The sequence below is a fragment of the Burkholderia alba genome, assembly GCF_034721475.1.
In the GTDB taxonomy this organism is placed as follows: Bacteria; Pseudomonadota; Gammaproteobacteria; order Burkholderiales; family Burkholderiaceae; genus Burkholderia; species Burkholderia alba.
This window is the reverse complement of the sequence record NZ_JAWJWL010000021.1, coordinates 119,175-133,729: the sequence shown is the minus strand read 5'-3', so window position 1 is coordinate 133,729 and position 14,555 is coordinate 119,175. Positions and strand designations below refer to the sequence as shown.

10 protein-coding genes are annotated in these 14,555 nt (G+C 67.1%); 5 read left to right on the top strand and 5 right to left on the bottom strand.

Annotated elements, in window-relative coordinates; all coding sequences use genetic code 11:
• Window positions 1-124 precede the first annotated feature (124 nt).
• Window positions 125-2,056 carry an ExeM/NucH family extracellular endonuclease gene (locus tag RZR99_RS23155; RefSeq protein WP_323122107.1) on the top strand — a complete coding sequence of 644 codons (1,932 nt, stop codon included), beginning with the start codon at window positions 125-127 and terminating at the stop codon, window positions 2,054-2,056.
• 29 nt (window positions 2,057-2,085) lie between these two features.
• Here the strand turns inward: RZR99_RS23155 and RZR99_RS23150 are convergent, their stop codons facing one another.
• Entirely contained in the window at window positions 2,086-3,165 is a 1,080-nt protein-coding gene (locus RZR99_RS23150) for a two-component system sensor histidine kinase NtrB (protein WP_323122106.1), read from the bottom strand.
• A complete protein-coding gene (locus RZR99_RS23145) occupies window positions 3,162-4,538 on the bottom strand; it encodes a sigma-54-dependent transcriptional regulator (RefSeq protein WP_323122105.1) in 1,377 nt (458 codons plus the stop codon). The genes RZR99_RS23150 and RZR99_RS23145 overlap by 4 nt, the downstream gene beginning before the upstream one ends.
• A gap of 465 nt (window positions 4,539-5,003) precedes the next feature.
• On the opposite strand from RZR99_RS23145, the gene RZR99_RS23140 reads away from it, so the two are divergent.
• The 3 genes from RZR99_RS23140 (at window position 5,004) to RZR99_RS23130 (ending at window position 7,291) form a co-directional block, all read left to right on the top strand.
• A complete protein-coding gene (locus tag RZR99_RS23140; RefSeq protein ID WP_323122104.1) occupies window positions 5,004-5,390 on the top strand; it encodes a DUF883 family protein in 387 nt (128 codons plus the stop codon).
• 54 nt (window positions 5,391-5,444) lie between these two features.
• Entirely contained in the window at window positions 5,445-6,029 is a 585-nt protein-coding gene (locus RZR99_RS23135; protein ID WP_323122103.1) for a BPSL1445 family SYLF domain-containing lipoprotein, read from the top strand.
• A 203-nt stretch (window positions 6,030-6,232) separates the two neighbouring features.
• Entirely contained in the window at window positions 6,233-7,291 is a 1,059-nt protein-coding gene (locus RZR99_RS23130) for an AI-2E family transporter (RefSeq protein ID WP_323122102.1), read from the top strand.
• A gap of 78 nt (window positions 7,292-7,369) precedes the next feature.
• On the opposite strand, the gene RZR99_RS23125 is transcribed toward RZR99_RS23130, so the two are convergent.
• Complete coding sequence (locus RZR99_RS23125; protein WP_323122101.1) at window positions 7,370-7,798, bottom strand: hypothetical protein; 429 nt, start codon at window positions 7,796-7,798, stop codon at window positions 7,370-7,372.
• A gap of 411 nt (window positions 7,799-8,209) precedes the next feature.
• Window positions 8,210-10,306 carry a TonB-dependent receptor gene (locus tag RZR99_RS23120; RefSeq protein WP_323122100.1) on the bottom strand — a complete coding sequence of 699 codons (2,097 nt, stop codon included), beginning with the start codon at window positions 10,304-10,306 and terminating at the stop codon, window positions 8,210-8,212.
• 403 nt (window positions 10,307-10,709) lie between these two features.
• On the opposite strand from RZR99_RS23120, the gene RZR99_RS23115 reads away from it, so the two are divergent.
• Window positions 10,710-11,918: an MFS transporter gene (locus tag RZR99_RS23115; RefSeq protein WP_323122099.1), complete on the top strand. Its 1,209-nt coding sequence runs from the start codon at window positions 10,710-10,712 to the stop codon at window positions 11,916-11,918.
• Between the two features lie 749 nt (window positions 11,919-12,667).
• Here RZR99_RS23115 and RZR99_RS23110 read toward each other — a convergent pair.
• Window positions 12,668-14,482, bottom strand: a complete 1,815-nt coding sequence (locus tag RZR99_RS23110; RefSeq protein WP_323122098.1) for a tetratricopeptide repeat protein — start codon at window positions 14,480-14,482, stop codon at window positions 12,668-12,670.
• Window positions 14,483-14,555 lie beyond the last annotated feature (73 nt).

The window sequence follows — 14,555 nt, the reverse complement described above, 5'->3', positions numbered from 1 at the left end:
GAAACAAGCTCAACGCAACGGCGCAGAAGAACATGGCCTGATTACATATGCATGTCTATTTCTTACATATCACTGTCATCATGGCTGCCTAGGCTTTCAGGATTCCCACCTATCGGATCTTCTCATGCGCACTTTGCTGCGGCGGTTCGCCGCCTTGTCATTCCTCGTCGCCGGGCCGGCCTGCGCGGCCGCGGCGCCCGTCAGCGCCGGCTGCGGCGGCAGCGCGACGCTGCTGGCCGACATCCAGGGCAGCGGCGCGACGTCGCCGCTCGCCGGCCAGTCCGTTTCGGTCGAAGCGGTGGTCACCGCCGATTTCGGCGGCGCCGACGGATTCGGCGGCTTCTTCATCCAGCAGGCCGACGCGCAGCGTCAAAACCGGCCCGGCGTATCGGAAGGCCTGTTCGTGTACGCGCCGAAAGCCCGCGCGAACGCCGGCGACCTGGTCCACCTGACCGGCAAGGTCGAGGAGAAATTCGGACAGACCCAGCTCACGCTGTCCGGCGCGATCGCGGTGTGCGCGAGCGGCCAGACCGTCACGCCCGCGACGCTCACGCTGCCCGTCGCCGATCTCGCCGCGTTCGGCGCGTATGAAGGCATGCTGGTGCGGGTGCCGCAGAAGCTGACCGTCAGCGAGGTGTACGAACTCGGCCGCTATGGCAGCGTGCTGCTGAGCAACGGCCGCCTGCAGAATCCGACCAACGTCGTCGCGCCCGCGCAAGCGAAGGCGCAGACCGACGCGAACGCGCGCAACCGGTTGATCCTCGACGACGGCTCGAACAAATCCAATCCCGCCTACGTGCCCTACCCCGCGCCGGGCTTCAGCGCCGCCAATACGCTGCGGGCGGGCTATACCGTCAGCAACGTCGAAGGGGTGATGGAGATGCGCTACAACGCGTGGCGGCTGCAGCCGGTGCCGGGCGCGGCCGTGCCCGCGTTCGACGCATCCGCCAACCCGCGCACCGCGGCGCCGGCGCGGCACCCGCAGGCCGATGTGCGCGTGGCGTCGTTCAACGTGCTCAATTACTTCAACGGCGACGGCAAGGGGGGCGGCTTCAGCGATCCGAACAATCGCGGCGCGAGTTCCGCGAAGGAATTCGCGCGGCAGGAAACCAAGATCGTCAGCGCGCTGAAGGCGCTGGATGCCGACGTGATCGGCCTGATGGAGATCGCCAACAACGGCTACGGCGACCTGAGCGCGGTGCGCCAGCTCGCGTCGAAGCTGGGCGACGGCTGGCGCGTGGTCGACCCGGGCCTGCCGAAGCTCGGCGGCGACGCGATCGCGGTCGCGATGCTCTACAACAGCCGGTCGGTCGAGCCGGTCGGCCGCGCCGCGACGCTCGAGATCGACAACAAGAACCGCCAGCCGCTCGCGCAGACCTTCCGGCGCATCGGCGGCGCGCGCAACGTGACCGTCGCGGTCAATCACCTGAAATCGAAGAACTGCCCGGACGCCGCCGGCGACGATCTCGACCAGGGCGACGGCCAGGGCTGCTGGAACGCGACCCGGGTGCGCGCGGCGGGCAAGGTCGCCGACTGGCTCGCCGGCAGCCCGACCGGCGCGGCCGCCGAAGGCGTGCTGCTGATCGGCGATCTGAACAGCTATGCGAAGGAAGATCCGGTCCGGCTGCTCGAAACGCGCGGCTACGTGAACCTCGTCTCCCGCTTCGTCGGCGGCGACGCGTACAGCTACGTGTACAACGGCGAAGCCGGCTACATCGACCACGCGCTCGCGTCGCCCACGCTCGCGTCGCGCGTGAAAGCCACGAGCGAATGGCACATCAACGCCGACGAACCGGTCTCGCTGCAATACACGTTCAGCTACAAGAGCGCCGAGCAGAAGGAAACCTACTACGCGCCGGATGCGTATCGCTCGTCCGACCACGACCCGGTTCTGATCGACCTCGCGCTCGCCGACGCGAACACCGCCGTCATCGGCAGCGGCACGGGCGGCGGCGGCTCACCGGCAACGGGCGGCGGCGCGGCCGACCCGTGGTTCATGCTGCTGCTCGGCGCGGGCGCGGCGGCGGTGCTCGCGCGCCGGATGCGCAAGCGCTGACGCGCGCGCCTGACGGCCGCGCGCCGCCGTCAGGCGCGCGGCAGCACCAGCGAGAACGTACTGCCTTCGTTCTCGGTGCTGTCGACGATCAGGTCTCCGCCGTGCGATTCGGCGACGAGGCGCGCCACGTAGAGGCCGATCCCGCTGCCGCTCTTCTTCGTCGAGTAGTGCAGGCGAAAGATGTCGTCGAGCATGTCGGGCGGCATCCCCTTGCCGGTATCGGCGATCTCGACGGTCGCGATCGCGTCGGTCAGCGCGGTCGTCACCGTCAGCGTGCCGCCTTCCGGCATCGCCTCGATCGCGTTGTTGAGGATGTTGAGCACCGCCTGCTTCAGCCGGTCCGGATAGCCGTTGACCCAGATCGCATCGCTGCCGAGCCGGCTCAGCGGCTTCACGCCGCGCGACTCCGCATACGGATAGACGAGCTTCGTCACCTGCTCGACCAGCAGCACCAGATCGAACGACGTCTGCTGGCTCACGGGCGGCTGGGTTTCCTCGATCAGCTCGTTCAGGAGTCCGTTCAGCCGCTTCAGTTCGCTGACGATCACCTCCACGTGCTCGCGCGCCTGCACCGGATCGCCCGCGTCCTCCGTCAGCGCCGCCTGCAGCAGATGGCAGTTCAGCGCCAGCGCGTTGAGCGGCGCGCGGATCTCGTGCGTCGCCGACGCGAAGCGCTTGACCAGATTGCGCATCTGCGACGCCTGCACCAGGTCGGCCTCGAGGATGTCGCCCGCATGCTTGGCCTTCAGCAGCACCAGGAAGCCGTTGCCGTCGTCCTCGTCGAGGCGGTATGCCTCCAGCCGCAGCGCGACCGGCTGGCCGTCGTGCCGGCCGACCAGTTGCGCGCGCAACGGCATGCCGCCGCTTTCCATGTCGAGCAGGCGCGCGCGCAGATCGTCCTGCAGGCAGGCGGCCCACGCCGCGCCGGCCGACGGCTCGGACGCCGCGCCGATCAGGTCGAGCGCGGCCGGATTCGCGAATTCGACGTCCGCATGCTCGTCGAGCAGCATCGCGCCGACGTTGAGCACCTGGCTCAGCGCGGAAAAACGGCCGCGGATCGAGCGGCTCGGGTTGCGCCACAGCGCGGTGGATTCTCGTTTGCCGTTCATTCCCGTTGATCCATGTCGAAGCTCTTGAGCTTGTTGTACAGGGTCTTCACGCTGATCCCGAGCATCGACGCGGCCCGGGTCCGCACGCCGTCCGCCGCCACCATCGCCGCCTCGATCAGCTGCCGCTCGGCATCCGCGAGCGGCGTGCCGGCGGGAATCAGCGCGGCGTTCGCCGGCGCGGCCTGCTCGGGATCGTACGCTTGCCTGGCGGCGCCGGCCGCATCGAATTCGATCGCCTCGATCACGTCGTCCGCCAGGATGTACGCGCGCTGGACGATATTGCGCAGCTCGCGCACATTGCCCGGCCACGCATGCGTCGAAAGCTTCGCGAGCGCCGCCGCCGAGAACCGCTTCGAGGTGCGCTCCGTTTCGTTCAGCACGTCGAGGAAGCGCTGCGCGAGCAGCGCGATGTCTTCGCCGCGCGCGCGCAGCGGCGGCAGCATCACAGGGAACGTGTTGAGCCGGTGATACAGGTCGAGGCGCAGCACGTTGTCGCGCACCGCGTGCTCCGGCTCGCGGTTGGTCGCCGAGATCAGCCGGAAATCCGCGTCCAGCGCGTCCTTGCCCCCGACGCGATGGAAGCTGCGCGTCTCGAGAATGCGCAACAGCTTCACCTGCTGATCGGCTGGCATCTCGGTGATTTCGTCGAGGAACAGCGTGCCGCCCGCCGCCTGTTCGAACAGCCCCGCATGCGCGTGCGTCGCGCCCGTGAACGCGCCGCGCTCGTGGCCGAACAGCGCGCTCTCGATCAGGTTCGCCGCGATCGCGCCGCAGTTGAGCGCGACGAACGGCCCCTTCGCGCGGCGGCTCAATTGATGCACGGTACGCGCGGCCACTTCCTTGCCGGTGCCGCTCTCGCCGCTGATGAATACGTTCGCCTCGGTCGGCGCGACGCGGCCGATATGGTCGTAGACCTTCTGCATCGCCGCCGAGCGGCCGATCATGTCGCCGAAGCGGCCCATGTCGCGCAGCGTGCGGCGCAGCGTCTCGACTTCCGCGTGCAGATCGCCCGGGCGCGGCACGCGGGCCAGCAGGTTGCGCAGCCGCATGACGTCCACCGGCTTGGCGAGGTAATCCCACACGCCGAGCCTCAGGCTCTCGATCGCGGTCTCGAGCGTCGCGTTGCCGGTCATCACGACCACCGGCACCGCCCGGCCCGGCGCGAACTCCGGCAGTTCGGGCAACAGGTCGAGGCCGAGCCCGTCGGGCAGGTTCACGTCGACCAGCACGATGTCGGGCACGGCTTTCTTCAGGCACGCGCGGGCCTGCGCGAGATCGGCGGCTTCGTCGGTCGAGAAGCCGTCTTTCTGCGCGATGCGCGTGAGGGCGCGCAAACTGTTGGGATCGTCTTCGATGATGAGGGCGTGGGGCATGGGCGGCGCGTGGGCAATCTCGTCGTTCATCAATGGGCGGCAGCCAATCCGGCGCTGCCGGGCGCAGAAACAACGGAAAAGCACGAGTAATGCCAGCCGCGTTGCCGTGAAGGTAGCACGGCAACGCGGCGCCCGCATCCGCGCGGACGGCGGCCGCGCACGGCCTCCCGCGGCGTGCCGGGCCGGTCGTCCGGACACGCGCGCATCCGGCCGACCCTTGGCGAATTTACCGGCACGAATGCGCGCCACCCCGGCAAAATTTTCCAGCGCATCCCCCGGCAAACATTTCCTAACGTTTTGTTTCACCTCCCGCCAGGCCTTGTCCCGCAAGGCTTTCGGCGCATCTCGCCGGGCACTGGCACGGCGCTTGCGAAACTCGGGGCGGGAAAGCGAATCACACCACCGCAGTGGTTCGCTTCATCGACACATCCTGTCATCCAATTCACTACTGGGAGAACGACCATCATGGCGCTTACCGACAATGTCGAACACAAGCTGGACCGCGGCCTCTCCGAAGTCCGCCGCACCGGCCGCCGGGTTGCGCGCAGCACGCGCTCCGCGGCTCGCGACCTGCATGCGGATGTCAAGGACGACATGCGCTCGCTGGTCGATGAAATCGAGGATCTGCTGAAGGACAAGGACGACGTCGACGTCGCGGCGCTGCGCAAACGCCTGCAGGGCCGCCTCGAAGAGGCCCGCGGCACGCTCGAGGACGCGACGGAAAGCGCGTCGTACCGGCTGCGCGAATCGGCCGAACGGGTCTCGCAGGTCGTGCGCGAAAATCCTTGGCAAACCGCCGGCGTCGTCGCCGGTCTCGCCTTTGTCGCGGGCCTGCTGCTGGCCCGCCGTTAAACCCGAGTTGACGCTTTCGTTCAACGCCTACCCTACAACGATGGAGAAAAAACCATGCGTAAAGCCCTTGTGATGAAAGCCGCGGCAGCGGTCGTGCTCGGCAGCCTCGCCCTCGCGGGCTGCACCACCACGCCCGACAAGCCGGCGACCGCGTCGACCGACGCCTCCACGCGTCAGTCGATCAACGCGAGCGTCGATGCGACGCTGTCGCGCCTCTACTCGACGGTGCCGGGCGCGCGCGAGCTGGTCGGCAAGTCGCGCGGCGTGCTCGTGTTCCCGAGCGTGCTGCAAGCCGGGTTCATCGTCGGCGCGCAATCGGGCAACGGCGCGCTGCGCGTCGGCGGCAGCACCGTCGGCTACTACAACACGTCGTCGCTGTCGGTCGGCCTGCAGGCGGGCGCGCAGTCGAAGGCGGTCATCTTCCTGTTCATGACCCAGGACGCGCTCGACAAATTCCGCGGCTCGGACGGCTGGTCGGCCGGCGGCGACGCCTCGGTGGCGCTCGTGAAGATGGGCGCGAACGGCGCGATCGACACGACCACCGCGACGGCCCCCGTCGACGTGATCGTGCTGACCAACGCCGGCCTGATGGGCGACCTGTCCGTCAACGGCACCAAGGTCACGCGCCTGAAGATCTGACGGCACGCGGCGCGATGCGCCGCATCCGATGCTGTACCCGGTTCGCCGCGGCTCCCATGCCGCGGCGTTTCTCATGGCGGCGGGATACCGCGACGCGCATCTATCAACCGACAGGTGTTGCAGGCATACTCCGGGCATCGCGCGGAGATGCGCCCCGGCCGGACGGACGCCTCTCCGATTCACTTTCCTCTCCTGAGCACATTATGGATAGCGGAAACGATCACCAAAAATTCTTCCATCTTCTGCTGTTCGTCGTCACCGTCGGGCTGTGCTGGATCCTGCTGCCGTTCTTCGGCGCGATCTTCTGGGGCACCATCCTGGCGATCCTGTTCCAGCCGGTGCAGCGCTGGCTGGCCGCCCGCTTCGGCAAGCGCCGCAATCTCGCCGCGCTGGTCACGCTGCTGCTCATCGTCCTGATCGTGATCCTGCCGCTCGTGTTCGTGATGGGCACGCTGGTGCAGGAAATCGCCTATGCGTACCAGCAGATCAAGACGATCCAGCCGAATCTCACGCAGTACTTCCAGGAAGGCGTGCACGCGCTGCCCCACTCGGTCCAGCGCCTCCTGGGCAACTTCGGGCTGACCGACATCCCGAGCATCCAGAAGAAGCTGACCGACGGCGCCGCGGCGATCAGCCAGTTCGTCGCCGCCCAGGCGTTCAGCATCGGGCAGAACACGTTCCAGTTCGTCGTGAGCTTCGGCGTGATGCTGTATCTGGTGTTCTTTCTGCTGCGCGACGGCGGCGAGATCGGCCGCCGGGTGCGCCGCGCGCTGCCGCTCGACGAGGATCACAAGCAGCACCTGCTGACCAAGTTCACGACCGTCGTGCGCGCGACCGTGAAGGGCAACATCGCGGTCGCGGCCGTGCAGGGCGCGCTGGGCGGGCTGATTTTCTGGATCCTCGGCATCCAGGGCGTGATCCTGTGGGCGTCGCTGATGGCGTTCCTGTCGCTGCTGCCCGCGATCGGCGCGGGGCTGGTCTGGGTGCCGGCCGCGCTCTACTTCCTGATGGCGGGCGAGATCTGGAAATGCGTGATCCTGGTCGCGTTCTGCGTCGGCGTGATCGGCCTCGTCGACAATCTGCTGCGCCCGATCCTGGTCGGCAAGGACACGAAGATGCCCGACTGGGTGGTGCTGATCTCGACGCTCGGCGGCATGGCGCTGTTCGGCATCAACGGCTTCGTGATCGGGCCGCTCGTCGCCGCGCTGTTCATGGCGAGCTGGGACATCTTCTCGCGCACCGAGCAGGCCGACGAGCAGTAAAGGCGGAACACGCGCCCCGCAGTTGAAAAAACCCGGCGCATCAGGCCGGGTTTTTTCATGGGCGGCGCGAGATGCCGTTCACTCGAAGCTGAAGCGCAAGTCCTTGATGATCGACGCCTTGCCCCAGTTGAAGGTGCAGACTCGGCCGGTCTCGACGTTGACCGTCTCCGCGCCCTTGCCCTGCGTCTCGCTGACGGGCATGCAGCCGCCCGCGATCGTGACGGTCGGCGTGCCTTGTTTCGACAGCGGGAATTCGACCGACGCGTCCTCCGGCACCGTATGCGTGAGCGACACCTTCTCGATGTAGTCGTCGGGCAGCATCAGCACCGGCGCGTTATCGACCCACAGCGTGTAGTAGTCGTGCTTGAACGGCGTCTGTTCGATGCAGATCTTGGACGTGTGCGCGCCGATCGTCTGCGACTGGCACAGCGGCGCGGCGGCACACACCGAACCGGCGGCCAGCAGCGACACGAACGTGGCGCGGCGGATGGCGGAAAGAAGGTTCATGGCTTCACTCTGTCAGGCATGTCGGGGAGGATTGGTTCACGGCTGTTTTCTGCTTCGACGGACATCGCTCGCTGCATTCGGCCACGTTCAGCGAGCGCCTATCTTACAAAGTATCGCCGCCGAAAAGAAGAGGCCCGCCCCCTCCGGATCGGAGGCCCGGCGGGCCGGACACGCGGTGCGGCGGGAGGCGGGCGGGGGGGGGGGCCCCGCCCCCCCCCCGGGGGGGGGGGGGGGCGGCGGGGGGGGGGGCCCCGCCCCCCCCCCGGGGGGGGGGGGGGGCGGCGGGGGGGGGGGCCCCGCCCCCCCCCCGGGGGGGGGGGGGGGCGGCGGGGGGGGGGGCCCCGCCCCCCCCCCGGGGGGGGGGCGGGGGGTGGCGCCCGCGCCCCCCTCCCGGCTACCTCGCCTCGTCGCTCAGAACGTCGTGCGCATCCCCACCATCACGCTGCGCCCGCCCTGCGGCGCGATGTTGCGCACCACCGAACTCGCGTAGCGGATCTCCTGGTTGGTCAGGTTGTCGCCGCGCAGATAGGCGAGCCAGTGCGTCGGCCCCATCCGGAACTTGTACGTCAGGACCAGACCGAGCGACGTGTAGCCGTCGGTCGACAGATCGTTCTCGGGGACGCGGTGCTGCGCCCACGCGTGCGTGACCTGCGCGCGCGCGCCGAACGGGCCGTAGCCGTAGTCGGCGGCGAGCGTCGCGCGCAGCGGCGCGATGCGCGGCAGCGGCTCGCCCGTCTGCGCGTTGCGCGCGTGCGTGTAGTCGGCGGTCAGTTCGAGATCGAGCCGGTGCGCGCCCTTCTCGTAGACGCGCCACTTGCCGTCCAGCTCGACGCCGTAGAACTCCGCGCGCACGCCGCGATAGATCGCTTCGTTCAACGCATCGTCGGTGCCCGGCGCGACCACGTCGCCGTCGTCGTCGACCCGGCGTCCCGTGTTGTACTCGGTCAGGTAGTTCGTGAAGCGGCTGTAGAACACGCCGACGCTGCCTCGGTTCGGCCCGCTCGCGTAGCGCAGCGACAGGTCGGTCGAGACCGCCTTCTCCTTCTGCGCGTCGGGATTGCCGATCAGGTACTGGCCCGTCGCGTCGTGCGGTCCGTTCGCGTACAGCTCGTAGAAGGTCGGCGCGCGCTCGGTATACGACACGTTGCCCGCCAGCGACCACACCGGCGTGAGCTTGTACAGCGCGCCCGCCGACACGCTGCCCGCGTTGAAGTCGCGCGTCTTCGCGCCCGCGAAGCGCGCGTTGCCGGCCGGCGTCGGATCGAGTTTCACATGCTCGATGCGGCCGCCGAGGCTGAATTTCAGCGCATCGGTGGCCTGCCACTCTTCCAGGCCGAACAGCGCGACATTAGTGGTTTGCGAGGTCGGCACGAGCGCTTCCTCGCCGAGCGCCGAGAACGTGTTCTGGCTGACCTGCACGCCGATCGCGCCCTCCAGCGGTCCGATCCGCCGATGCCGCGCCTCGATACGCGCCTCGTAGCCGTGATTGCGGAACGTCGTGCCGGTTTCGCCGTTGTCGATCTCCTTGTGCTCGTAGTCGGTGTACGCGAAGTCGAATTTCAGCTGCGAGAACGGCCCGCTCAGGTTGCGCACCTCGGACGCGAAGGCCACCCGCTCCTGGCGCATCCGCAGGCGCACGTCGCTTTCCGCGACCGAACCGTAGTTCGACTCGAAGCCGTTGTACGACAGGCCCGCGTAGCCGTCGGCCCACGTGTACGACCCGCCGACCGAGCCGCCGTGCCAGCGGCCGTCGCTGTTCGGGATGTTGCCGTACGGCTCGCTCGCGTCCGGGCCGTCGAGCGCGCGCTGGCGCTCCGAATGCGCGTACCCCGGAATGCGCAGCTTGCTGGTCTCGCGATCGAAGACATCCGCGTGGAACGCGAAGCGGCCGTTGCCGCCCTCGACCATCGCGGCGCCCGCGCGCGCGTTGTTCGCGCCGCCGTAGCTCGCGTCGAGCGCGCCGCTCACGCCCTGCAGCGCCTCGCGGGGAATGCGGTTGTCGATCGTGTTCACGACGCCGCCGACCGCGTTGCCGCCGTACAGCAGCGCGGCCGGGCCGCGCACGATCTCGACGCGTTCGATCGACAGCGGATCCTGCGGCACCGCGTGATCGTAGGACAGCGACGACGCGTCATAGGCCGCCACGCCGTTCTGCAACAGCCTGATCCGGTCGCCGTCCATCCCGCGGATGATCGGCCGGCCCACCATCGGGCCATAGGTGGTCGTCGATACGCCCGGCAACCCGTTCAGCGTTTCGCCGAGCGAATCGGCGCGGCGCAGCGTCAACGCGTCGCCGGACAGCGACGCGGTCGGTGCGATCAGGTCGGTATCGCCCAGCGGATTGGCCGTCACGAACACCGGCGCGAGCGTGCCGCCCGGGACCGTCGACGCGCCGGCGCCGGGCGGCGGGCTGGCCGTCTGGCCGTACGCGAGGCTCGCCATCAGCATCAGCGAAAAAGGGGGCAGCTTGCGAAGCGAAGCTAGATCGGGACGAGGGTGGTCGCGCATCACAATGTGTGGTCGGTGAATGATTGGGTGAACGGCAGAGCGGGCAGCGGCGCGGCCGGACCGGCAGTCCGGACACAGAAACGATATAACGTATCGACACCATGACGCATGGCGCCCCCTCTGATCGAAGCCGTTGCCGCCTTGCCGGCAGGGAAGCCGGAGCCAAACCGGCGAGCAACGCACGATCAGATATGTTATATCATTTCAAATCCTGTCACCATTCCCTTACGATCCTCATCCATCCCGAGGAGAACAGTCAGCCAATCGTGAATCGGCTTGCGGATCGGGCAGCACTACCGCTCGCGATGCCGCCCGGCGGCCGAAAGGGAAAGTCCGCCGCCGGCGACGCATCGTGATACTGTCGGGCGCTCCAAGCTTTGACGAACGCCTTTCAGAACCGCGCATGCCATCCGTCCGAACCATTCTTCCCCTGGCGCTCCTGACCGCCATCGGCCTGCTGGCCACCGATCTGTATCTCCCCGCCGTCCCGTCGCTGCCCGCGCAACTGGGCGGTTCGATCGCGAGCGCGCAGGCGACGCTCGCCGCGTTCTCGGCCGCGCTGGCCGTCTCGCAACTCGTCTGGGGCGCCGCCGCCGATCATTTCGGCAGTCGCCGGACCCTTATCTTCGCGATGCTGCTGCAAATCGCGGCGGGCGTCGTGTGCGCGCTGGCGCCGTCGATGGGCACGCTGATCGCGGCGCGCGTCGCGCAAGGTTTCGGCGTGGGCGCGGCGATGGTCGTCGTTCCCACGCTGATCCGGCAGAATTTCGACGACAGCCGCGCGGTGCGCGCGCTCGCGTGGCTCGGCATCCTCGAAAGCGTCGTGCCGGGGCTCGCCCCGGTCGCGGGCGCGGCGCTGCTGCTGGTCGCCGACTGGCGCGCGACGTTCTGGATCATCGCGATCCTGTCCGTGATCGTCATGCCGCAGGTGCTGCGCTCGATTCCGGCCAAAGCGCCGGCCGTGCCCCACGATGCGCCGGCCGGCAGCTATCGCCGCCTGCTGTGCTCGCCGGCCTACCTCGGCTATGCGATGGGACATGCGCTGTGTTTCGCCGCGCTGCTCGCGTTCGTCGCGAGCGCGCCGCAGATGGTCGAGCTTTGGCTCGGCGAGGGACCGTCGACGTTTGCCGTGCTGCAAGCCTGCGGTGTCGCCGCGTTCATCGCGACCGCGGCCCGCAGCGGCCGCTGGTCGGATCGCCACGGCCTCGACCGGGTGATCGCGCTCGGCGCGATCCTGCAGATCGCCGCCGCCGCGGGGTTCATGCTGCTCGCCTATGCGGACTGGCGTTCGCCGGCGCTCGTCGTCATCGTGTGGATGCTGTTCTGCGGATCGCTCGGTTTGCGCGGGCCGGGTTCGATGGCGCGCGCGCTGGCGGCCGAGCCTTCGATGGCGGGCCGCGCGGCCGGCCTGCTGATGTTCTTCGCGCTGGGCGGCGCGGCGCTCGCGACGCAGGCCGTCGCGCCTTTTCTGCATCTCGGGATGAAGCCGATCGCGTGGATGTGTGTCGGCTTCACGCTCGCGAGCGCGGTCGTGATTCTGTGGGGCATGAGGATTCGTCAGCGCAATGCGGCCACGTCGGCATCCGGTCCCGATGCGGGCCGCTTGCGATGAATCGGCACGGCTTACGAAGCGCCGACGCGCGTCCGCGTAACAATTCCCGTCGGGACGATGCAACCGCGTATGCCGTCCGGATCTCCGCCCCGCATGGCATTGCGACCGGATGCGCGCTGCTTGTCCCGCGATGCGACGGCGCGCGCTGATACAGATGCAATATGCGGTAAGCAAGCTTAATTTGCCGAAATTGACTTGCCCCAACCGCCCTCGAACAATGGAGCCTGCTTCGGATTCATCGCTTCGCGGTCCCATGCCGCGCTGTTTCCGGAGCGGCCAGACCCTCCAGTCATACCCCCCCTCCTGACTGGAATTCATCCGCGCCACGGCTTGTGCCGTGGCGTTTTTTTTGGTTCTTTGGGGATGGGTGGGGGTGTCGCTTGCTGACCATCTACGGCCGTTGGCCGACGCTTTGACGCGGACGCTCGAATGCCTGCTGAGACCAGGTAACGGACCTTCGCGCGCAGATCATTTCAACGGCGACGTCAGCAGCCAAGGTGGTTCGCGTACCGGCGTCCGGAGTGGGCCGAACACCGGCGTTCGACTCCACCTTCCCCGAAAATCCGCGATGAATCTTTTTTACGGATTGGCGGGAAAGATGAGAAACCCCCCGGAGACGTTAGCGACATTCGCGAGGGACACCCGACAACGAGCGCTCGCATTCAGCCTGGAGCGGACAGGGGGTGAATCAGGTTGAATCCGGCGTCCCCCGCAGCGAGGCGACACCGCACGCGTCACGGCGTAAGCGCTCAACCCTTCGGATGCAACGCATCCCATACCTGATCGAGCAGTTTCGCGTAATCCGCGTCTTGCGGCTCAATGCGGTGTTCTTGCGTGTTGTCGCGCAGCTTTTTCAGCGCTTTCGCCCCGTCCAGACGCAGACACTCGCGAGTCGGCTCCGTTGCCCGATCGGGTTCGCCGGAAAGGAACAGCGCGTAGCCGAGATTGCCCAGTACAACGGAGCGGCGCACTTCCGCACACTGGCCCCGTGCGCGCTCCAGCGCGGCGACGGCAAGCGCCAGCAGTTCCCCGCGCCTTGCTTCATCCGCCCAATACTGCTTGGCCAGGCGTATCCGAAGAAAGGCGCCACTATCGAGTGCTCGGGCGATCCGCTCGCGCATCGCGACGTTATCGTCCTGACTGTATCGCCGATCGATTTCATCATAAACGGCGATCGCGTCTTCACTAAGCCCCAGTTGGCTGAGCGCAATCGCCTTGTTGACGAGCGCTTTGGCAACCTGTTCGCGCAGGACCGGGGGGCGATCCCCACCGTAACGCCGATCGACCTCATCGTAGACGACAATCGCCTCCTTGCCGCGGTCAAGCATGCCCAGCCGGGCCCCCTTGTTGAAAAGCGCCTTGGCGACCTGCTCACGCAATACGGGGCTGCTGTCCCGACCGTAACGCCGATCGACCTCGCTGTAGGCAGCAACGGCATCCTCACCGCGACCCAGCTGCCCCAATCGATAGCCCTTGTTATAAAGCGCCTTGGAAACCTGCGCTCTTAGAACGGGGCTGTCGTCCGTACCATAACGCCGGTCGACGACGTCATAGACCGCAATTGCATCTTCGCCACGATCCAGTTGGCCGAGCGTGATCCCTTTGTTGTAGAGGGCTTTGGCGACCTGCTCACGCAGCGCCGGACTGTCATCCTGACCGTAACGCCGATCGATCTCGTCATAGGCGGCAATTTCATCTTCGTCGCGGCCCAATTCCCCGAGCGTGATGGCCCGCGCAAACATGAGCAGCGCGTGCCGCTCCGGCAGAAGCTTCTCCGCGCCCGCATGCGCCAAAGCCTTGCCGAAACTCAGCAAAGCCGAATCGAAGCGAGTGGCCACATATTCGTTCAGCCCGCGCGCAAGATGATCCTCGGCGGTGAATTCGTTCTCCGGTACCGCTTCAAGCGCCTCGCTGGTTTCACGCACGATGTGCAGGGCTTGCGCATCGGTCGAAGGCTGCGGCACCTGGGCTTCGGCTTCGCTATCCGGCCTCGACAGGATTTTCTGGGCAGCCTCATCCAGCTCGCGATGCGCTTTCTCCACGTGATCCATGACTTCCGTCTTTCGCTTGTCGATTTCCGTGGCCGCTTCCGCTGCCTTTTTCTGGAATGCCGAAAGCTGCAATTCGAGCGAAGCCGTCTCGTCCCGCAGCGACTGAATTTGATTGTGCAGTCCGTCGCTATTCTCTTTGAGCCATTGCTGCGCGGCTTCCTTGGCCTCATGGACGGCACGATTCTTCGCGCTGAAATACACCGCGAAACCGGCAACGATCGCAATGAGCGTGACAATGGACGTGATCCCCACCCCAACCAGCGTCGACAGATTCGAGATCGCGCCCATGTAGTTGGCCTGCTGGGATGTCGAGACGCCCAGATCCCCGATGCGCTTGTCCTGCGCATCCAGCCGCTGGTTCGACATCTCCTTGAAGTTGGCGACGTCCTTGTCCAGCGCATGGATCTGCTCCTGGACCCGCTGAATGTCGTCCTGGCCCGACGAGGGAGCGGACATCGCGATCCGGGCAAAAAGCACCAGACACAAGGATAGAAAAAACAGGCTCTTACGCATGCTCATTTCCCCGATACTGAGCGTTATATGGGAATCGGAATTCCGCTTTTTTTGCTTGGCGGGGAATGATAAT